This window comes from Aureibaculum marinum, from assembly GCF_003813905.1.
GTDB lineage: Bacteria > Bacteroidota > Bacteroidia > Flavobacteriales > Flavobacteriaceae > Aureibaculum > Aureibaculum marinum.
The window spans coordinates 346,220-368,132 of sequence record NZ_RPFJ01000006.1; the positions used below are offsets into that span (position 1 = coordinate 346,220).

General features: G+C 28.7%; 20 protein-coding genes. 10 read left to right on the plus strand and 10 right to left on the minus strand.

Features of this window, described 5'->3' with window-relative positions; translation table 11 throughout:
* Positions 1–146 precede the first annotated feature (146 nt).
* A complete protein-coding gene (locus EGM88_RS06150; RefSeq protein WP_123897085.1) occupies positions 147–731 on the plus strand; it encodes an RNA polymerase sigma factor in 585 nt (194 codons plus the stop codon).
* A gap of 443 nt (positions 732–1,174) precedes the next feature.
* Here EGM88_RS06150 and EGM88_RS06155 read toward each other — a convergent pair whose 3' ends face one another.
* Positions 1,175–1,837 carry an endonuclease III domain-containing protein gene (locus EGM88_RS06155; protein ID WP_123897086.1) on the minus strand — a complete coding sequence of 221 codons (663 nt, stop codon included), beginning with the start codon at positions 1,835–1,837 and terminating at the stop codon, positions 1,175–1,177.
* Positions 1,838–1,883: 46 nt separating this feature from the next.
* Between EGM88_RS06155 and bcp the strand changes: the two genes are divergently transcribed.
* Both bcp and EGM88_RS06165 read left to right on the plus strand, forming a co-directional pair.
* Complete coding sequence (bcp, locus tag EGM88_RS06160; RefSeq protein WP_123897087.1) at positions 1,884–2,333, plus strand: thioredoxin-dependent thiol peroxidase; 450 nt, start codon at positions 1,884–1,886, stop codon at positions 2,331–2,333.
* Positions 2,334–2,543: 210 nt separating this feature from the next.
* A complete protein-coding gene (locus EGM88_RS06165; RefSeq protein ID WP_123897088.1) occupies positions 2,544–4,028 on the plus strand; it encodes a sulfatase family protein in 1,485 nt (494 codons plus the stop codon).
* A gap of 34 nt (positions 4,029–4,062) precedes the next feature.
* Here EGM88_RS06165 and EGM88_RS06170 read toward each other — a convergent pair whose 3' ends face one another.
* Positions 4,063–5,523, minus strand: a complete 1,461-nt coding sequence (locus tag EGM88_RS06170) for a TonB-dependent receptor (protein ID WP_123897089.1) — start codon at positions 5,521–5,523, stop codon at positions 4,063–4,065.
* 87 nt (positions 5,524–5,610) lie between these two features.
* On the opposite strand from EGM88_RS06170, the gene EGM88_RS06175 reads away from it, so the two are divergent.
* Positions 5,611–6,372 carry an MBL fold metallo-hydrolase gene (locus EGM88_RS06175; protein ID WP_123897090.1) on the plus strand — a complete coding sequence of 254 codons (762 nt, stop codon included), beginning with the start codon at positions 5,611–5,613 and terminating at the stop codon, positions 6,370–6,372.
* A gap of 12 nt (positions 6,373–6,384) precedes the next feature.
* On the opposite strand, the gene EGM88_RS06180 is transcribed toward EGM88_RS06175, so the two are convergent.
* The 6 genes from EGM88_RS06180 to EGM88_RS06205 all read right to left on the minus strand — a co-directional run bounded on the left by EGM88_RS06180 (position 6,385) and on the right by EGM88_RS06205 (position 13,398).
* Positions 6,385–8,094: a phytoene desaturase family protein gene (locus EGM88_RS06180; RefSeq protein WP_317126536.1), complete on the minus strand. Its 1,710-nt coding sequence runs from the start codon at positions 8,092–8,094 to the stop codon at positions 6,385–6,387.
* Positions 8,090–8,944 (minus strand): metallophosphoesterase, encoded by an 855-nt coding sequence (locus EGM88_RS06185; RefSeq protein ID WP_123897092.1) that lies wholly within the window; start codon positions 8,942–8,944, stop codon positions 8,090–8,092. Before EGM88_RS06185 ends, EGM88_RS06180 begins: the two co-directional genes overlap by 5 nt.
* A 43-nt stretch (positions 8,945–8,987) precedes the next feature.
* Positions 8,988–9,638, minus strand: a complete 651-nt coding sequence (locus tag EGM88_RS06190; protein WP_123897093.1) for an alpha/beta hydrolase — start codon at positions 9,636–9,638, stop codon at positions 8,988–8,990.
* A gap of 101 nt (positions 9,639–9,739) precedes the next feature.
* The gene (locus EGM88_RS06195) at positions 9,740–10,072 is read right to left on the minus strand and encodes a DUF4870 domain-containing protein (protein ID WP_123897094.1); all 333 of its coding nucleotides are present in this window, start codon (positions 10,070–10,072) and stop codon (positions 9,740–9,742) included.
* Between the two features lie 49 nt (positions 10,073–10,121).
* Complete coding sequence (locus EGM88_RS06200; RefSeq protein ID WP_123897095.1) at positions 10,122–11,378, minus strand: dihydroorotase; 1,257 nt, start codon at positions 11,376–11,378, stop codon at positions 10,122–10,124.
* A 76-nt stretch (positions 11,379–11,454) separates the two neighbouring features.
* Positions 11,455–13,398: a BatA domain-containing protein gene (locus tag EGM88_RS06205; RefSeq protein WP_123897096.1), complete on the minus strand. Its 1,944-nt coding sequence runs from the start codon at positions 13,396–13,398 to the stop codon at positions 11,455–11,457.
* 158 nt (positions 13,399–13,556) lie between these two features.
* Between EGM88_RS06205 and EGM88_RS06210 the strand changes: the two genes are divergently transcribed.
* Positions 13,557–14,048 carry a type III secretion system chaperone family protein gene (locus tag EGM88_RS06210; RefSeq protein ID WP_123897097.1) on the plus strand — a complete coding sequence of 164 codons (492 nt, stop codon included), beginning with the start codon at positions 13,557–13,559 and terminating at the stop codon, positions 14,046–14,048.
* Between the two features lie 41 nt (positions 14,049–14,089).
* Here the strand turns inward: EGM88_RS06210 and EGM88_RS06215 are convergent, their stop codons facing one another.
* Together EGM88_RS06215 and lon are read right to left on the minus strand one after the other, a co-directional pair.
* A complete protein-coding gene (locus EGM88_RS06215) occupies positions 14,090–14,908 on the minus strand; it encodes a sterol desaturase family protein (protein WP_123897098.1) in 819 nt (272 codons plus the stop codon).
* A 95-nt stretch (positions 14,909–15,003) separates the two neighbouring features.
* Positions 15,004–17,433 carry an endopeptidase La gene (gene lon / locus EGM88_RS06220; protein WP_123897099.1) on the minus strand — a complete coding sequence of 810 codons (2,430 nt, stop codon included), beginning with the start codon at positions 17,431–17,433 and terminating at the stop codon, positions 15,004–15,006.
* A 262-nt stretch (positions 17,434–17,695) separates the two neighbouring features.
* Between lon and EGM88_RS06225 the strand changes: the two genes are divergently transcribed.
* The 5 genes from EGM88_RS06225 to lgt all read left to right on the plus strand — a co-directional run bounded on the left by EGM88_RS06225 (position 17,696) and on the right by lgt (position 21,908).
* Positions 17,696–18,247 (plus strand): RNA polymerase sigma factor, encoded by a 552-nt coding sequence (locus tag EGM88_RS06225; RefSeq protein WP_123897100.1) that lies wholly within the window; start codon positions 17,696–17,698, stop codon positions 18,245–18,247.
* Positions 18,237–18,794 (plus strand): hypothetical protein, encoded by a 558-nt coding sequence (locus tag EGM88_RS06230; protein ID WP_123897101.1) that lies wholly within the window; start codon positions 18,237–18,239, stop codon positions 18,792–18,794. Before EGM88_RS06225 ends, EGM88_RS06230 begins: the two co-directional genes overlap by 11 nt.
* Positions 18,775–19,854, plus strand: coding sequence for a DUF4097 family beta strand repeat-containing protein (locus EGM88_RS06235; RefSeq protein ID WP_123897102.1), 1,080 nt, complete (start codon positions 18,775–18,777; stop codon positions 19,852–19,854). Before EGM88_RS06230 ends, EGM88_RS06235 begins: the two co-directional genes overlap by 20 nt.
* 24 nt (positions 19,855–19,878) lie before the next feature.
* Positions 19,879–20,592 carry a head GIN domain-containing protein gene (locus EGM88_RS06240; RefSeq protein ID WP_123897103.1) on the plus strand — a complete coding sequence of 238 codons (714 nt, stop codon included), beginning with the start codon at positions 19,879–19,881 and terminating at the stop codon, positions 20,590–20,592.
* Positions 20,593–20,987: 395 nt separating this feature from the next.
* The gene (gene lgt, locus EGM88_RS06245; protein WP_123897104.1) at positions 20,988–21,908 is read left to right on the plus strand and encodes a prolipoprotein diacylglyceryl transferase; all 921 of its coding nucleotides are present in this window, start codon (positions 20,988–20,990) and stop codon (positions 21,906–21,908) included.
* Positions 21,909–21,913 lie beyond the last annotated feature (5 nt).

The following is a 21,913-nucleotide window of genomic DNA, read 5'->3' on the forward strand; positions in this document are numbered from 1 at the left end:
ATTTGTCCCGTTCAATCTAACCAATTGAATGAAAATAATAAGGAACTAGTTTCCCCTTTAACTAAAAAAACAACGCTTATAGTATAGTTCTACTTTATAAACAATTAACGAAGTCTCATAGCTTCATTAACAAACAAAAGGGAATTATGCAAAAACAAAAGTTAGACGATAGCGTCTTAGTTAAAAACTACATTAATGGTAGTGAAAGATCATTAGAAATTTTAGTTGGTCGTCACAAACAAAAAATCTACAGTTTTATTTATTCGAAAGTACTAGATAGAGATATCGCAGAAGATATTTTTCAAGATGCTTTTATTAAAGTTATCAGAACTTTAAAATTAGGTAACTACAATGAAGAAGGTAAATTTTTGCCTTGGGTGATGAGAATTGCACATAATTTGGTTATTGACCATTTTAGAAAAAGCAATAGAATGCCATCTTTTAAAAATACAGAAGAATTTGATATTTTTTCAGTTTTAAGTGATTCTTCTTTAAACGCGGAAAAAGAAATTATAAAAAATCAGATACATTTTGATGTAAGAAGGATAATTGAAGAATTACCTGAAGATCAAAAAGAAGTTTTAATAATGCGTATTTATAGAGACATGAGTTTTAAGGAAATCTCTGAAAATACAGGGGTTAGCATTAATACGGCCTTAGGAAGAATGCGTTATGCTTTGATTAATTTGAGAAAAATTATTGAAAAAAATAAAATAGTTTTGACTAATTAACAATAATGTAGATTTTTCTTCGTTATATACTTAACCCTAACATATTAATTTTAGTATATATGAAGAAAATTTACACTGAAGAGTTGTTGAATAAACAACTTTCCCCTAAAAAAAGTACAATCTCATTTATTTTAAATTACTCGAAATCCATTGAAGTAGTAAAGAATAAAGAAGATAAAAAAATGTTGTTTAATTTGAATTAAAAAAGAAGGCTTGTAAGAAATTACAAGCCTTCTTTTTGTGAGAAGTTTTATTCGAATTTATCCTGCTTTTTAGAGCGGGATATTTATTTTATTCTCAATAGCTAGTTTATAATAGTGTTATATTTTTAATCTTTAAGACTGTTAAAATATTGATAATTAGCATTTTGTTAAACAAGTGAAGTTAAATGTATTTTTATAGAATTTGATACCAATTAAATTTGTTTTAGAATTTTTTTGAGTTTAATTCTTGTTATTATCTTTATAATATTTAGCAATTACACTTTTTCTTCCTATGGTTTTGGTAATTATATCTTTTTCCAAATTCCATCCTCGTGCTGGTGAATATTCTCTAGCATAGTATATTATTTGTAAATGTAACTTATTCCATAACTCTTTTGGGAATAATCTTTTTGCATCCTTTTCTGTTTGTATTACATTTTTCCCAGAGCTTAGATTCCAACGATACATTAATCTGTGAATATGAGTATCTACCGGAAAGGCTGGAATGTTAAAGGCTTGGCTCATTACAACAGAAGCCGTTTTATGACCTACAGCAGGTAATGCTTCTAAATCTTCGAAATTTTGAGGAACTTTTCCATTATGTTTGTCAATTAGTATATGTGATAAGCCATAAATTCCTTTAGATTTCATAGGGGATAGTCCTACAGGTCTAATAATTTCTTTAATTTCATCTACACTTAATTTAATCATATCATGAGGATTATTCGCTTTAGCAAATAGAATAGGAGTAATGGTATTTACTCTTTCATCGGTACTCTGTGCTGAAAGGAGTACAGCAATTAATAAAGTGTAAGGGTCTTTATGTTTTAGAGGTATAGGTGGTTCTGGATATAATTTTTCTAATGTTTCTATTACAAAATCAACACTTTCTTTTTTAGTCATTTTTAATTAACTTTGGTAAAACTTAAGTTTAACAAAAGTAAGAATAATGACGACATTAAAAATAGGGGATAAGGCACCTGATTTTGAAGCTAAAGATCAAAATGGTAAAACAGTTAAATTAACTGACTATAAAGGAAAAAAATTAGTATTGTTTTTTTACCCTAGAGCAAGTACACCAGGTTGTACAGCAGAGGTTTGCAATTTACGTGATAATTACACCATTTTAAAAGAAAAAGGATACGAGTTATTAGGAGTTAGTGCAGATACAGCTAAGAAACAAGAGAATTTTATAAATAAGAATTCTTTACCTTTTCCTCTTTTAGCTGATGTTGATAAAACAGTTATAAATTCATATAAAGTGTGGGGGCCAAAAAAATTTATGGGAAAAGAGTTTGATGGAATATATCGAACAACTTTTGTTATTGATGAAAATGGAATTATTGTAGATGTAATTACTAAAGTAAAAACTAAAGATCACGCAGCTCAAATTTTATAGGAATAATGCAATATAACCTAAAATGAAAAAGAAAATTAAGATAAACAGAAACAAAAAACAGCTTGTAAAACTTGCTATTTTAATCTTTTCAATTATTGTAATTTTACTATTCCTGAACTTTATTTACGATACGTTTTTTAATTAAAAAATAAAGAAATAAATTTATATATCAAGGAATAGGATTTTTTAAATTTCAATTAATATGATGTAATGAAAAACTTACTCCTTATTCCTATTTTACTTTTTACCTTTGCTTGTACTAAAGAAAAGTCCAAAAAAAAGGTAAATGAACTTGATAAACCTAATATTTTACTAATTGTAGTTGACGATCTTGGTTATGCTGATTTTGAACCTTTGGAGAATAAAAGTTCAGACATTTCAACACCAAATATGGCTAGAATTGCTAATGCTGGTATGGTGTTTACACAAGCGTATACTACCGCACCAGTTTGTAGCCCTTCAAGAGCAGGGATGTTAACAGGGAAAAATCAATTTAGATGGGATAAACACGCTAGCTGGGGACCTGGATTACCTGATAGTGTAAAAACTATGGCAGAATATTTAAAAGATGCTGGCTATACTACATCTAGAATTGGTAAAAATGATTTAGGACAAAAATTTCATAGAAATGATGTTCGTGAATATCCTTTACATCATGGTTATGATGAATTTCTCGGATTTTCGGCTCATGCACATGATTATTGGTTAAATTCGCAAGAAATTAAAGAAAGAACTCCTGATCCATATGGAACAAGTGCTTTATTAGGTCCTTTGATGCATAATATGAATGAGAAAAGTTATGAAGAAGGATATCTGACAGACATTTTTACTAATGAGGCTATAGATTTTATCAAACGTAAAAAAGACAAACCATTTTTTTTAACTTTGGCCTATAATTCTGTACATCACTTAATACATCAAGTACCACAAAAGTATTTAGATAAATATAATGTAGAAGCTATTCCCAATTATGATCCTGATAGTTTAGTAGTATTTGGTAAACATAAAGCAGGTACTTATTCAGCATATTATGACAAATATTCTCGTTTAGGAGCTATAAATGATGAAAATTTACGTAAATATTATTTGGCTAATCTTAATTGTTTGGATGATAATATTGGTAGAGTTTTAGATGTTTTAGAATCTGAGAAGTTAGATAAAAACACCATTATTGTTTTTGTTTCTGATAATGGAGGAACCCCATTAAATGGAGCAAATAATGCACCACTTACTGCAGGTAAATATTCTATTTGGGAAGGTGGTATTAGAGTACCTATGGCAATAAGTTGGCCAGGAAAAATAGAGGAGGGGCTTGTTGTGGACGATTATGTTTCTACTTTAGATATAATGCCTACTTTATTAAAAGCAGCAGCTATAGAAATAGCCGATGATACTTTAGATGGAATTAATTTATTAAAGCCTAGAAAAAATCGTTTACTGGTTTGGAAATGGCAAAAGACTTGGGCAGTGCGGAAAGGGGATTGGAAACTAACCAATACTAATGAAAATAGTTGGAAGGGGAGACCTTCAAACTTATATATAAAACCAATAGCAGATGATTTTACCTTAAAATTATTTAACTTAACTAATGATTCTAGTGAGAGAGTAAATTTAGCAGATAAATATCCTGAAAAGGTAACTTTTTTAAAAACTGCTTATGAAAATTGGATGAAACAGAACGTTGGAAAGTATTAAAAAAAAAGCCTCGAATTTCGAGGCCTTTTTTATATTATCTATTTTGCTTAGCTGCAAACTTTCTACTAGAATATCCAAATAAACGATGATCTTTAATAAGTTCAGCAACACGGTCAGGTATCATTTCTTCCCACCCTTCTTTACCATCAGCAATCATTTGTAATACATTTCTTGAAAAGATATCTAATATTTCAGGATTAAAGTTTTTGATATCTAACATTTTACCATTGTATTTAAAGAATTTATATAATTCTTTCATACGAGGGTGTACTTTTAGTGTTTCGCTCGTAATAAATTCTCCAGAATCTTGATCTTTAAGTGGATATAAATATACTTTTAAATCTTTAAAGAATAGTTTACCAAATGCTTCAAGAATACCCCCACTTAAATGGCGATAATATTTTTCATCAAAGATTTGAACAAGGTTATATACACCCATTGCCAATGCCATTCTAGCTTTTGTAAATTGAGCAAAATACTCTACTAGTCTATAATATTCCTGAAAGTTTGTAATCATAACATTTTGACCTAAAGAACAGAGCAATTCTGCTCTGTCTAAGAAGTCACGTTCATTAATTTCGCCTTCAGCTCTTAAATTAGTTAGGGTAATTTCAAAAATTATTTTAGCATTTTCTTCAGATACTGTTTTTTCGTTCAAGAACATTTTTTGAGCATTTTCAAACATATCCATGTTCACTTTAGTAACAGGTCTAAAGCTACCTCGTAAAGCCAAAATGTTCTTTTTGTAGAGCACTTGTGCAGGCAATAAGTTATTACCATCAGGACCAAACATTACAGCATCTGTCATTCCGTTTTTTACCAGTTGCAAGCTCATTAATCGATTATCAACATACATAAAACGAGGCCCAGAAAAGTTAATCATATCTATTTCAATTTGGTCTTTATCCAAATTATCATAAAATGATTTTAATAATTCTTTAGGTCTATCATTCATGTAAAATGCACCATAAATGAGATTCACCCCTAAAACTCCTAAGGTTTCTTGTTGTAAACGAGCATCTGTTTGTTTAAATCTAATATGTAAGACTATTTCATTATAATCTTCTAACGGATCTAATTGAAATTTTATACCAACCCAACCATGACCTTTAAATTTTTTTGCAAAATCAATTGTAGCCACAGTGTTAGCATAGGAAAAAAATAACTTTTCAGGATGTTTAGATCTACTTAATCGATCTTCCATTAACTCTATTTCGTGAGTAAGCATCCGTTTTAATCTAGGTTGAGTAACATACCTATTATCAGATTCTACTCCATAAATAGCATCGGAGAAATCTTTGTCATAAGCAGACATCGCTTTGGCAATAGTACCAGACGCACCACCAGCCCTAAAAAAGTTACGCACAGTTTCTTGACCAGCTCCAATTTCAGCAAAAGTTCCGTAAATATTATCGTTCAGATTTATCTTTAAAGATTTTCTTTTCGTTGAAGGGATATTCGCAATTTCCTTATCACCTTTTAGTGTAACTGACATTTCTAGCTATTTTGTTATGTGTACAAATGTAATAATATACGTTAATATAGTTTAATTTTAAACGTTATTTTTGTAAAAACATTTGATATGAATATTACTTTTTTAGGTACGGGTACCTCACAAGGAATTCCTATTATTGGTTGTAATCATCCAGTATGTTTGTCAGATGACTCAAAAGATAAAAGGTTGCGTAGTTCAATAATGATTACATGGGATGACTATTGCTATATTGTTGATTGTGGTCCTGATTTTAGACAACAAATGCTTAGAGAGCAGGTAAAAAATATTAATGGAATTTTATTTACACATGAGCATGCAGATCATACAGCCGGATTAGACGATATTAGACCTTTTTCCCATAAAATGAGTAATTTGCCATTATATGTTCCAGAACGAATTATAGGTAATTTAGAACAGCGATTTAATTATATTTTTACCAAAGTAAATCGTTATCCAGGAGCTCCAAGTGCTGAGATTAAAGTGGTTGAAAATAAGCATTTTACCTTAGGAGATAAAGAGGTGTTACCTATTGAGTTTTTGCATGGAAAGTTACCTATTTTTGGATATAAAATTGATAATTTTGCTTATTTGACAGATCTTAAATCTATAGAAGATAAAGAAAAGGAAAAATTATATAATTTAGATGTTTTGGTAGTTAATGCTTTAAGAGAAGAACCACATCCAACTCACTTTAATTTAGAAGATGCACTTCATTTTATCCAAGATTTACAACCTCAAAAAGCGTACTTGACCCATATAAGTCATCGTTTGGGTTTTCATGAAGAGGTTCAGAAACGATTGCCTAAAAATGTTTTTTTGGCTTATGATGGTTTAAAAATTACAGTTTAAAATGTTGTATTATTATTTTAATAAACGCTTATTTCGTTTTGCTTTAATTTTGCTTTTCATCCATTCCGGATAATTACAATCATTTTCGGCTTCATATATTTGTATGTTTTGTGTGCTATCAGGTTTCAATAAATCATCTTGTTTACACCCTAAAATAGTGGCTGCAGTTTCTACTCCTGAATAGCTTGCACCGGCTACTCCGTGTGATAAAATGCTTGCACCACATAAATAGAGATTTTCAATTTCTGTATTAGCTTTATAAGCAAACGGACCAATTTGGTTAAAGTTTTTTTCGGTACCATAAACATTTCCATTTGTTGAGTTGATATAGAATTTATTAGTTAATGGAGTGCCTAAATCTTTATAAACAATGTTGTCTGAAATTCCTGGAACTACCTTTTCCAGTGATCGTAAAATTTTATCAATCAACAGATTTTTGAAGTCTTTATATTTGGCAGATCTTTTCCTGTCTTTTTCATTTTTAAATTGATTAAATGAGTTGTGATTAATGTAGGTAATTACTTCCATGGTGTGATAACGCCCATCAAAACTTGCAGGGTCTTTTAGGGTGGTACAACTAATAAATAATCCTGAAAACTCTTCACCATCTAAAATATTGACTTTTTGCATGTCGTCATATAAATCATCCATATTTTTATTAGGCATCATCCAAATATTTCCAGAATCTATTCCCGCTTTTTTTAAATCCATATCAACAGTTAAAAATAGCATTAAAGAAGTGCATGAATACTTAGTTTTATTTAATCGATTTAAAAGCTTAGTACTTATGTTTTTTTTACCTATTAAGTTAAGAAAAGTAATTCCAGGATCTGCGTTAGAAACTATTGTATTAGCAAATACCTTTTGTCCATTTTCAAGAACTACACCAATTGCTTTTTTCTTTTTAATACCTTCTAATACTATTGATTTTACACTATGGTTAGTTCGTACTTTACCGCCATAATTTTTTATACTTTTAGTCATTGCTTTTACAATGGCACCTCCACCTCCCATAGGATAATAACCTCCATTAAAATAATGTCCCATAACCGCACAATGTAAGGGAAAAGGAGCCTTTGATGGCGGTAAGCCATGATCACCATATTGAATATTTAATATTTTTTTTAATAAAGGATTTTTAATGTGCCAATTGATAACTTTTTTTAGACTGAAAAGGGCATATTTGCCCATATGTCTGGTTCTATAAGGTATGGTAAGGTGTTGCCAAAAACCTTTTAATTTGGGAATAAGTTGCAATTCAGTTGACACATTTTCAACAAGTGTTAAATACTTATGTATTTGTTTTTTTTCTTCAGGAAAACGGACAGAAAGTGAATGTTTTAAATCATTAATATTTGCAGGAAAATCAAATTTTTTGTCTCCAATCCAACAATGTTCATAGCCATTGGGATTCATTTTGTAAAAAACTAAATCATTAGCTATACCAAGACCTTCATATAGTAAACTTGTTGCTTCTCCTTTTCCTAATAAACCAATATAGTGAACACCTGGAGTAAAACGATATCCATTAAGGTAAAAGCTATGACACCAACCACCAGGTACATCGTGTTGTTCTAATACTAAAACTTTTTGCCCAGCTCTAGACAAACAAATTGCAGTTGAAAGACCTCCAACACCAGATCCAACAATAATAGTATCAAATTTTAAATTATTTAAATTTTCCAGTTTATTATATTTAACATTAAAGATAGAGTTCTTAATCTAAAAAACTATTATCGAAAGAAAAAGGATTTTCTAAATTGGGGTTTATGATAACTTTTAAAGCATCAACACCTCCATTTATTTGAACTCTTGTAATGTTTTTTTCTTCCCAAGGATTATTTTTTATCCAAAAATGACCATCGCCATTTAAAAATAATATTGGTTTTTCAAATGTTTTTGCAGAAGCTTTAAATAGGTTGGTAAATGGTTCAAATTTTTTAGAACCAGCTTCTATTATATTGGCATGGGCAAATATAACAGTTGCTTCAATGTGTTTTTTATGTATTTCTAATAATTGTTTTACCCAATTTCCATTATCTGTTAAGCGTTTTTGCCATTCATTTTCATCATGGACAGAACTACCTACAATATTTAATCCAATAAATAATATCTTGTCTTGAACCCAACTAAAATTTTCAGTTCTATTGGTTTGATAGGTTATAGGATATGGGAAATTCCAATTTTCGTGAAACTTTAAAAAATGAGATTTCCAAAAAATGAAAGCCTGATTAGGATTGTCACAATCATTATATTCATTATCACCTAATACTATAAAAGTAGGAACTGTAAATTTCTTTAAAATAGCATTGATGTCTATATATGCATTTTCATCACAAGGTTCGCTTCCCTTTTTTATATCACCAACATGTACAACAAACTCTGAATCGTTTTGTGCATTGTGTTTTTCAATTAAATTTATAAGCCCGTCACGTTGTGTAGTACCATAAGGTACATCTCCAATTACTGAAAACATAATAGTATTGGTTTTCGTATTTTCAGTTTTATCTTCTGTGCTATCACAAGATATTAGGAGAAAAACTATTAAAATTATAGAGCTTAATCTTTTCATCTTTAATTAGTTGACGACTAAGATAAGCATAAAAAGTTATAGATTAAATTCTTTCTTTAATCCATTGGTTTAAGTTATAGAAATTTTGTGGGGCTACTCCATGCCCCACAGGAAATTCTTCATAATTATTTTTGATGTTTAAATGGTCTAAAAAAGGTTTAGTTTTTCTAGCCCATTCTACAGGAATAACCTGATCTACAGAGCCATGAGAACTATAAATTTCTAAATTTTTATAATTTTCTTTATTCAAAGTTTTAGGAAGTAAATCACTATTAATGTAGCCACTTAAACCAATTACATATTGTACTTTAGCAGGGTAATTTAAGGCTACTGAATAGCTTAATATGGTTCCTTGGCTAAAACCTAATAAAAATACTTTTTTAGAATTGACCTCGTAATTATTTATTATTTCATCAATAAAAGTATTAATAATTTCCTTAGCTTCTAGAGCTTCATTGGTATCAGAAAATTTACCATCTGTATTGTCAAAATGAATAGTATACCATGCATAGCTACCATAAGCCATTGTTAAAGGGGCTCTAGCACTTATAATTAATAATTCATCTGGTAATTCGTTAGCAAATGAAAACAAGTCTTGTTCATTACTGCCATAACCGTGAAGCATAATTAGCAATGGAGGTTTTTCTATATTAACTTTAGGTTTTCTTACTAAATATTCTAAGGATAAATTCATTTATTAAGTTATTATTTTGTGTGTAAAGATACTAAAATGACCTAAGGATAAATAAAAAACCACGCTATTAGCGTGGTTTATAAATATAAAATTTAATTTACTTATCCTATAGATTTAAACCAATCTTGAAACATATCTCCCAACAATGGAACTTTCTTTTCTTCACCTTGAACTGCACCGATAAGACCAATAATCCAAAGAACAAACAATGCAATTCCAATTATACTGGTTACATAATAACCAGCAAATCTTCCAATAACAAATGTGTTTAAAAGCGATAGTATTGATAGTCCAATCATTTGTCTAATATGAAATGAAGCAAAAGTATTTTTTTTATCATTATTCATAATAAATGCAATTATTAAACCTATTATCCATAAGTATGAAATAATTGCAGTAGTCTTTCCTTCTTGTACAGTAGCATTGTTTTCCATGTTTTTCTAATTTAAGTTTTTGTTGTTTAAATGCAAATATATTATAAAATTAATTGATTGTTAATTTATTATTGGCAAAAATACCATATACTTTTCCTTTTAATTTTTTACCTAAAAAAGCTGAATTTTTTGAGGTTGAAACTATGTTTTCTTTATTAAATTCATACTCCAACTCTGGATTAAAAAGTGTTAAATTCGCAGTTTTGCCTATAGTAATTGTTTCATTTTTAAGGTTAAAACGTTTTCTAGGAGCATTTGTTATACATTCTATTGTTTTTTCTAAGGGTAATAGTTTATTTACAGCACCAAAAAAACTCTCTAACCCTATTGTTCCGTCAAGAGCATTTTTAAATTCTATTTTTTTGTTTTCAATATCTATCGGATTATGATCTGATGTAATCATATCAATTGTACCATTTATTATTCCTTTTTTTAGTGCATTAATGTCCTTTTTAGTTCTTAAAGGAGGTGAAACTTTGTAATTGGTGTCAAACTCTTCCAATTCAATATCAGTTAAAAATAAATGATGAGCACTAACACTACATGTCACATTTAATCCTTTTTTCTTAGCATCTGCTATTAATTTTACTGATTTTTCTGTTGTAATTGTAGGAATGTGTAATTTGCCACCGGTATATTCTAACAAAAATAAATCTCTTGCAATTTGCAATTCTTCTGCTATAGCTGGATTTCCTTTTAAGCCTAATTTGGTAGAGGTTTCTCCTTCATTAGCTAATCCGTTATTACTTAATGAATTGTTTTGAGGGAAGCTTATTACGAGTCCGTCAAAATTTTGAGCATAGAGTAGTGCTAATTTCATTAAATTAGCATTGTTTATGGATTTGTTATAATCTCCAAAAGCTATGGCTCCTGAATTATACATGTCATACAATTCAGCTAAATCCAATCCTTTAGCTTGCTGAGTTAAATTAGCAATAGGGTATAAATTTACTATATTCCCGTTGGCTTTATTTATTAAAAACTCTACTGCAGATTTATTGTCAAGAACTGGATATGTGTTAGGATTCATGGCCACTGCAGTAAAACCACTTTTAGCAGCAACCTTTAATCCATTTTCAATTGTTTCACGCTCTTCAAAACCTGGTTCCCCAAAAGAAACACTTGAGTCAAACCATCCAGATGAAATATGTAAATTTTCGAGTTTTACTTCTTTTATATTATTTGTGTTTTTTATTGTTGAAGCAATGGTTGTAACTATTCCTTTTTCAATTAAAACATCTTGAGTTTTTAAATGAAAAGGACTTTGACTGTCAATAATTTTAGCTGATTTTATAAGAATATTCATAAGTTATTTATTTTACTATGTTACCTTAAAAAAACTTTAGTAACATAAGGTAAATCTCCTCATTGAGGATTCATAATTATAATAATTTGAGTACTAATATTTCAATGATTATAAACAGTAAAGATGCTATTAAAAACCATTGCCAATAGCTTGTTGTTTTAGTGTTTTTTGATAGGTTTAAAAAGGCATCTTTAACATCAGTTGAGTAATTAATGTTTGGTGTATTTCCAAAATAATCCATGACATTAATATAGTTTAAATCGCTTTCTAATCTATCATAGTTATAAGCAATTTTTCCAATTTCATTTTCATTATGTAATACTTTAATAAAACCACTTTTATTGGGTTCAAATTCTGTTGTAATAACTACACGATCGGAATTTATTTGTTGTAATGGTATATATTTTTTATTTTTTTGTACCAAGTGTAAGACCTCATCTTTAGAAAGTTTTTCTGGTATTTCAATAGTATTTAAATTACCAATAGTATTGTACAACTGAGATGAATTGTGACTATATAAACCAAAATTATAAAAAATAGGCACGATTAATGGCGAATTCTTAAAATTTGAATTGTCATTTGATAGAGAAGATGCCAGCCAGTAAATTTTACCTTTATTAGTAGTTATTTGTGAAATAAATGACTTTCCATTTTCAAAATCAACAATTGTACTAGCACTATTAAAATTAACATTGTAACTACTTTTTACTTTAGGATATTGAAAATTTGTAATTTGCCTTTCAAATACTCCTTTTAACAATGGATGGGCAAAATTTATAGTTGTTACAGAAATTTCAGATTCTGTCAAGCTTTGTAAAGAACCAATGTTTAATGATGAAAACAGATTGTTGTAAGATTCTAAATCAGCATCAATAGCAGGAATAAAAACTAGATTACCTCCGTTTTCTGAATAGGCTTTTAGAGCATTACTTAAAGAATTAGGGATTGTTTTTAATTCGTTTAAAATCAGTAAATTATATTTACTTAGCTCATTGTAGTCAAAATTATTTAAAGTGGTAGAAGTAAAATTGAATTTATCATTGGTATAAATTTTTGACAAGAAGGTGTTATTAGAGCCTATGGCCGCCACATTAATTTTTTCTGGGTTGTCAATAATAAAAAATAATTCATTATCAAAAGTTAGGTTTTCGTCTTTTACAAGAAGTTTACCAGTAAAGCTATCTGTATTAGGGATATTAAAAATTATATTTTCTGATTGCTTGTTAGCAATGTTAACAGTTGATTTTCCTGAAAGTATATTGTTATTATACAGACTTACCGAAACGTTTTTTTTTGTATTACCATAATTTTTAATGGTAGCAGTTAAATAAATGGCTTCATTATTTTGCTCAGATATATAAACACTATCTATACTAATGTTTGATGTTGTTTCTGGTTGCAATTGAGAAATATAATAGTTGCTTGAAGTGTCAATTTGTACTTTTTGTTCTGTATTATGTTTTTGAAAATCAGATATTAAAAAGATGGTGTTTGAACTATTAGAGGTTTTAATTGTACTGTTTATTTTGTGTATTATAGAAGATAAATTTGTTTTAATTGGGTAATAATCAATATCTAATAAAGTATTTCTTAATTCTTTTGAAGATAAATTTTTAAATACGTTATTGTTGGTATACAAATTAACGTTTTCTAAATGTTGGGTGTTTTCCAAAACATCTTGAACAGCTCTTTTTAATAATTCTCCTTGTTTTCCCTTGGCTTGCATAGAGAATGAATTGTCTAGGTAAATTGAAGTTTCTAGTTGCCCATCGGTTTTAGAAGTAGATTTAAAAGGTTGAGAAAAAGCAAAAATTAATGCAGTGAAAAGTAATAATCTAGTACATAGAACTAAAAATTTTTTGAGACGTGAACTTTTTCGAGTTTGTAACTCTACTTCTTTCAAAAACTTGACATTGGTAAAAGGAATTTTTTGAAATTTGCGTAGTTGAAATAGATGAATTAAAACGGGAATAACCAGCAAAAATAAAGCGTAAAGTAATTCTGGATGCTTAAATTGCATTGTTCTAAAAGATTTGTCAAAAATAGCAAAATATTAGATATTGACTATAAAATATTATTATTCTTTTTCTAATTATTCAAAATAGTTTATTGATCTAATAGTAAAACCTTGAAGCGTACGTTTATATACTTGATTATCTATTGAAATACTCTTTTAAAATGAAAACAAAAGCATCCTATTTTATAATTTTATTTTTTGTGGTTACATTTTCTGTACAGTCTCAAAATATGACAAATAATGACTTAGAGAAGATTATTTATGTGGTTTCTGATAGTATAAGAGGTAATCATGGAAATTGGCAATTTATGATAAAAGGTAAGATGTTATTTTGCATAACAGATACAGTTAATAACAGACTAAGAATTATGTCTCCTATAATAGAACAACGAAAATTAGCTCATTTAGATTTGCTAAAATTAATGGAAGCAAATTCTTATACTGCCTTAGATGCTCGTTATGCAATAGCAGACGATTTGTTATGGTCTTTATATGTACATCCACTTAAAGAACTACAAAAAGAAGAGGTTCTAAGTGCTATTAAACAGGTGTATACAGCTGCATTAACCTATGGCTCTACATACAATAGTAGTGAATTAACGTTTCCAACTAAAAAAGAGCTGGAGAAAAAGAAAGGTAAACGTAAAATGTAGAAGAATCAAATATCATTATAAAATCAATAGTTAAAATTAAATTAATAATCAGTTTTTATTCTATTGTCAAAAGGTATTTTAAATTGATACCCTATATTTTCATCTAAGTTGCCATCTAATACATCAAGTCCGTAGACTACTTTACTCGGATTACCATAAACAAATGTGCCAAAAATTCTATCCCAAAAAGAAAAAATGTTTCCGAAATTAGTGTCAGTCCAAGGCCTTTCAAAATGGTGATGAAATTTATGCATATTAGGTGTAATAAATACCCAACTTAAAGGTTTGTCTAACCATACGGGCATGTTAAAATTGGCATGAGTAATGTAGGTAAAAAATATAGTTACAATTTTATAGACTACATAAAAAGCAAACGGAGCACCAATAATTAAAATAGCTACTAGTGCTGCTATTTCTCGGAGCACATAATCACCAGGATGATGACGTGTGCCAGTAGTAGCATCAACTTTAGTGTCACTATGATGTATCATATGAAACCTCCACATCCAACTTATTTTATGGAGGTAATAATGGACAACATATTGAGCTACAAAATCGAGAAAAAGAATAGTAACTAGTAATTCCACCCAAATGGGTAAATCAATCCAATATAAAAGTCCTATGTTATAAGTAGCTATTAAAGAAAAAATGCCAACAGTTAAAATACCAAATAGCACATTAATGGTTAGACTTGTAGTTAGAAAAACAAGATTTACACCAGCATGTTTCCATTTTTGATAATTTAGTTTTACTAAAGGATAAATACCTTCTAAAAACCAACTAAAAAGTAAACATGCTATAATCCAAACTAATTTTTGCCAAGAGGGCATCAGTTCAAAAAATTGTAAAAAGGATTCCATTTTATTAGGGTTTATACAAATATATAAAAAGGCAGCATATAAAATAATTTATAAACTGCCTTTCAATAAATAATTAAAATAGAATCTTTTGAGTATTAAGATTTTAATATTGCAATATCAATAACTTCTTTCATTGTATCTACATAATGAAATGTTAGACCTTTTAAGTACTCTTCTTTTATCTCGTCAATATCATTTTGATTGTCTTTACATAAGATAATTTCTTTTATATTGGCTCTTTTGGCAGCTAAGATTTTTTCTTTGATTCCACCCACAGGTAATACTTTTCCACGTAATGTAATTTCACCTGTCATTGCCAATTTTGATTTTACTTTTTTACCCGTAAATGAAGATACTAAAGAGGTTAACATAGTAATACCTGCACTAGGACCATCTTTTGGAGTTGCACCTTCAGGTACATGTATATGCACATTTTTTGTTTCTAAATCTTTTATATCAATACCAAATTCTTCAGCATTGGCTTTAATAAATTCCATGGCAATAGTTGCTGATTCTTTCATCACTTTACCTAAGTTACCTGTAATGGATAAATTACCTTTTCCTTTTGATAGGATAGATTCAATAAATAGAATATCTCCACCAACACTTGTCCAAGCCAATCCTGTTACAACACCAGGAACTTTATTAGATTCGTATTTGTTACGTTCTAAATTGGCAGCTCCTAATATTTTTGTCAAGTCGTCATTACTAATTTTTACATTATAATCTTGCTCCATAGCGATAGATTTTGCTACATACCTTACTACTTTAGCAATCATTTTATCAAGACTTCTTACGCCAGACTCTCTTGTGTAGCCTTCAATAATTCTTTCCAATTGAGGTTTACCAATTTTTAAGTCTTTGTTAGTTAAGCCATGTTCTTTTAGTTGTTTTGGTAATAAATGTTTTTTAGCAATTTCAATTTTTTCTTCTACAATATATCCTGTAACATTTATAATCTCCATTCTGTCACGTAAAGCCCATGGTATATCAGACAAACTATTTGCTGTTGCTATAAATAATACTTTTGAAAGATCATAGCCAACCTCTAAATAATTATCGTAAAAAGAAGTGTTTTGTTCAGGGTCAAGTACTTCTAACATGGCAGAAGAAGGATCGCCATTGTGGCTATTTGAAAGCTTGTCAATCTCATCTAAAACAAAAACAGGATTAGAAGTTTCAGCTTTTTTAATGCATTGAATAATTCTACCAGGCATTGCACCAATGTAGGTTTTTCTATGTCCGCGTATTTCAGCCTCATCTCGTAATCCACCAAGAGACATTCTTACATATTTTCTACCTAAAGATTCCGCAATAGATTTACCTAAAGAAGTCTTTCCAACCCCTGGGGGTCCATATAAACAGATAATTGGCGATTTCATATCGCCTTTAAGTTTTAATACGGCCAAATGTTCTATTATACGCTCTTTTACTTTTTCAAGTCCAAAATGATCACGGTCTAATATTTTTTCAGCACGTTTTAAATCGAATTTATCTTTAGAATATTCATTCCAAGGTAAATCCAGTAATAAGTCAAGGTAATTTCGCTGTACAGAATATTCTGCCACTTGTGGATTCATACGTTTTAAACGTCCCAATTCTTTGTCAAAAGTTTCAGCAACTTCTTTACTCCATTTTTTCTTTTTCGCTTTTTTACGCATTTCTTCTAACTCCTCATCATAAGAAACCCCTCCCAATTCTTCTTGAATGGTTTTCATTTGTTGATGTAAGTAGTATTCACGCTGTTGCTGATCCATATCTTCTCGAACCTTAGAATGAATAACATTTTTAAGTTCTAGATGTTGCAGTTCTGCATCCATCTTTTTTAATGTTTCTAAAGCTCTCTTTTTTAAACTATTAGTGTTTAGTAACTTTTGTTTTTCTTGAACTTTTAAATTCATGTTTGATGAAACAAAATTTACTAAGAAAGAATCACTTTGAATGTTTTTTATTGCAAATGCAGCTTCTGATGGTAAGTTTGGATTTTCTTTGATAATTTTTAAAGCAATGTCTTTAATAGACTCAATTATAGCTTTAAATTCTGTGTCGGTTTCTTCTGGTATTTCCTCTACCAATTCTTTAGCAACTGCTTTTATATAAGGTACGGTTTGTACAAACTCACCAACTTCAAATCGTTTTTTTCCTTGAATTACTACCATTGTATTTCCGTCGGGCATTTTTAGCACACGGAGTATTCTGGCAACGGTACCAATGCTATATAAATCTTTTCGTTCAGGGTTTTCAACAGATTCATTATTTTGTGCAACAACACCAATAGTTTTATTACCTGCATTAATTTCTTTAATCAATTTAATGGATTGATCTCTACCCGCTGTAATTGGAACTACAACTCCAGGAAACAACACCGTATTTTTTAATGTTAATATAGGTAATACTGAAGGTATAGCTTCATTTTTTATTTCCTCCTCATCTTCAGGGGTCATTAAAGGAATTAATTCTGAATCTTCATCAATCATATGTTGCAATGACAAATTGTCAATATTTAAAAATTTTAGATCACTCATAAGTATATTTAGGTCAAAATGACATTAAATGTTTATTTCAATAAAATAATACATTTTCGTTTGATAAATAATATTTTGATAATCAATATTTTAACTGGTTGAAAATGTATTTTCTAAGTATATATTTCAATAGTTATGCCAATGAGTTAAAAATTTAAAAGATTACAGTGTTAAAAACAAAGTAATTAACTTAGTTTAATATTAATTTTTTTAAACTGTAACAAATAAAAATTTACTTAGTCTTTTATTCAGAAACGATACATTGCAATATAATCAACAACATATAACCCAACTTTTGCAACAATGCAAGAAAGGAAAGCAAAGTGCTCAATTCGAAATCTATAAGATGTATTACAAAGCAATGTATAATACTTCTTTAAGGATTTTAAAAGACAGCTTTGAAGCTGAAGATGTTATGCAAGAATCGTTTCTAATTGCATTTACAAAATTGAGCACTTTTAAAGCAGAAGTTAGTTTTGGTTCATGGTTAAAAAAAATAGTAATTAATAAAAGTATTACACATTTAAGAAGAAATAGTAAGATTACTGAAGTTCCTTTGGAAAATATAAAAGAACAACCAGAAGAACATGTTGAGAATGAAAACTATGAAATGCTAAGTCCTAAAGAAATTATTAATGGAATAAATGAATTAAAAGACAATTATAGAATTGTATTAACCTTAAAATTAATTGAAGGTTATGATTATGAAGAGATCTCTCAAATTATGGATATTACAAATCAAAATTGTAGAACCACAATTTCAAGAGCTAAAAATAAATTGCGAAAAATATTGAATTCATCGTATGCAAAATAAAAATGAAAAATTAGAACAAAGGGTTTTTAAATTAAAAGATCAATTTGATATAGAAGAACCTGAAATAGGACATTTTAACAGATTTGAGTCCAAATTAAAAGGACGGGTAGCTTCTGATCACAAAACAAATGTTAATATTTGGAAGTGGATTGCTATTGCTGCGTCAATCGCTTTAATCTTTAGTGTTGGATTTCATAATTTTGATAAAACCTCTAATGGTTTAGAGTTGGCAGATGTTTCACCTAAAATGGAGGAAACACAGAGTTTTTTTGTTTCAACGATTAAGCAAGAATTAAAACAGATAGATTTAAAGCGAAACGAAGATAATAAGCAAATTATTGATGATACTTTTACTCAACTTGAAAAATTAGAGAAGAATTATAACAAATTAACTCTAGAGCTTAAACGAAGTAATAAAGATAGGCGTATCGTATATGCCATGATAGCTAATTTTCAACAACGAATAGAGGTGTTGCAATTTTTGATACAACAATTAAATGAATTAGAACAATTAAAAAATATTAAAAATGAAAATACAATTATATAAAATAGTGCTTTTTTGCCTATGCATAATTATTTCTAATCAAATGTATGCAATTGATGGGCATAAACATGAAAAAACCAAAACCATTACTAAAAAATATACAGTTAATACTAACGCATTATTAAAAATTGATAATAAATATGGTAATGTAGATATCGTTTCATGGGAAGGAAATCAAATTGAAGTCGTAGTAAAAATAACCGTAAAAGGTAATGATGAAAATCAAGTTATAAAAAGGTTAAACGCTATAGATGTAGATTTTAAATCGAGTAAAAATGAGGTTTCGGCAGAAACTGTTATTGAAAAAGTATCTTCATGGTCATGGGGATGGGGAAAAAGTAACAATGTAAATTATCAAATTAATTATAAAGTAAAAGTACCTATAACTAACAGTGTAGATATTGAAAATGATTATGGAAACATTACTTTAAGTGAATTAAAAGGCAAAGCTAAAATTGATTGCGATTATGGTTCTATAATTCTTGGAGAATTACATAGTAATAACAATGAAATAGAACTTGATTATTGTAATAACTCCACTATAGGATACATAAATAGTGGTACTATAGATGCTGATTATTCAAAATTTACTGTTGAGAGAGCAGAGCATATAAGACTTAATGCAGATTATACCACTTCAGTTTTTGAAAATATTAAAATTCTAAATTACAATTGTGATTATGGAAGTTTAAAAATAGATAATGGGGTAAGTATTGATGGTAACGGAGATTATTTGTCTTTGAAAATTGGAACGGTTTTAAAAAAGGCTATTATTGAATCAGATTATGGATTTATTAAAATTGAAAGTCTTATAGACGGATTTGATATAGTTGATATTGACGGAAGTTATACGGGGATTAAAATAGGGGTTCCTAAAGAAAAAGGATTTATGTTTGACGTTAACATTAGTTATGGAGGATTTAAATATGATACTGACATGGTAAATATTACTAGTCAGATTGTGAAATCAAGATTAAAATCTTATCAAGGAACTTATGGAAAATCTAATACACGATCTAAAATAATTATAAATTCAGGTTACGGAAGTGTAACTTTTAACTAAATGCTAACTTAATAATTAAAAAGAATGAAAAAAATAATCACATTTTTACTTGTTGTTTTATTCACTACATATACTAGTGCTCAGCTAAAGAGAATAAAAGGAAATGGGAATATAACTACCATTACTAGAACTGTGTCTGACTACGATAAAATTGGAGTAGCAGGTTCGTTTGATGTAGAATTAATTGAAGCTTCTGAAGGTGATATTACTATTGAAGGGGAAGATAATTTGTTACGGTATATTATTACCGAAGTAGATGGTAAAGAATTAAAAATAAAATGGAAAAGAGGAATTCGTATAAGAACTTCTAAAAAAATAAAAATTACAGTTCCATTTAAAGATATTAATGAGATAGCTTTAGCTGGCTCTGGAGATATAACCTCTAATGCTACTATTACAGCAGATGAATTTAAGATAAATTTAGCTGGTTCAGGTGATATAGATTTAAAACTTAAAGTTGTTAAGTTAAAATCTGCTATTTCAGGTTCTGGAGATCTTAGTTTAAGAGGTGAAACCATAAATTTTGATTGTGCAGTTTCAGGTTCCGCAGATGTAGATGCAGATGATTTAATTACAGACAATTCTACTATTCGTGTGTCTGGTTCTGCAGATGTTTCTATTCATGTAAATCAAGTTCTTGATGCAGTAGTTTCTGGTTCTGGAGATATTAGCTATAAAGGAAATCCTAAAAAAAATATTTCTAAAGTAAGTGGCTCTGGTAGTGTAAGATCGTTATAATTTAAAGTCAATTCAATAAAAATAAAAGGGATAAGTTAACATTAACTTATCCCTTTTTAGTTTAATAAAAAAAACAAAGGTTTTAACGATAGCGTCTTTTACGATTCCAAATGGTTCCATTTGTTTTTTCTAAATTTAATTTTAAAGTTGTCATAATTTTGTGCTTTTAAATTGAAAGAGTAAGACGTCTGTTATTCATTATTGTTGCGTTTATTATAATTTTTTATGAAAAAATTAACATTTAATTATAAATAGTGTAAAACTTATGTGAAAATAGGAAGTGAATATTTTTAGTATTAGTAAAACAGATGTATTTTGTGTGAGGTTTAAAATCTTTTAAGCTTAAAACTCAATTTTACTCAACAATAACTATATTTACAGTCTAAATTAAATTTATGATTTTTTCTTTATCTATCGATTGGAATTTTAATCCTGATATCTTTAAAATAGGCTCATTTCCTATTAAATACTATAGTCTAATGTATGTTTTAGCTTTTGTTATAGGGCTTCAATTAATGAAGAGAATCTATATAAAAGATAATATTTCATTAGAAAAGTTAGATTCTATTTTTATTTATACAGTAGTATCGATGTTATTAGGTGCCAGAATTGGACATTACTTATTCTATGAAGAAAATTATACACTTGCAGAAGTGTTTTTACCTTTTAAATTACATCCTTTTGAGTATACAGGCTTTCAGGGATTAGCTAGCCATGGAGCTGCGATAGGTATAATTATTGCAATGTATTTTTATAGTAAAAAAGTAGTAAAAAAGCCTCTTTTATGGACATTAGATAGATTGGTAATACCAACAGCGTTAGGAGCCATATTTGTAAGATTAGGAAATTTATTTAATTCTGAAATTGTAGGAAAGCCTACAGGAACAGATTTTGGTTTTAAGTTTATTAGAAATGATATAAGCGAGTATAAAGCAATGGCTATTACGCAAGCAAAAAGTGTCAATAAAGCATACGACTTAATTGCAAATAGTTCTCGTTTTCAAGAAGAATTGGCACAAGTTCCAAATAGATATCCTACACAAATTTATGAAGCAGTAGGGTATTTATTTACTTTTATAGTGCTTTGGTATATCTACTGGAAAACAGATAAAAAACAAAAATTAGGTTACATTTTTGGTGTGTTTATGGTTATGTTATGGTCAATTCGATTTATAATTGAATTTTATAAAGAATGGCAAGGAGGTATAGAAACTTTATTTAATGTAAACTTAAATACAGGACAATTGTTAAGTATTCCGCTAGTATTGGTTGGATTATTTTTTATGTTTAGACCAATAAAAATAAGAACAGTTTAAAATTT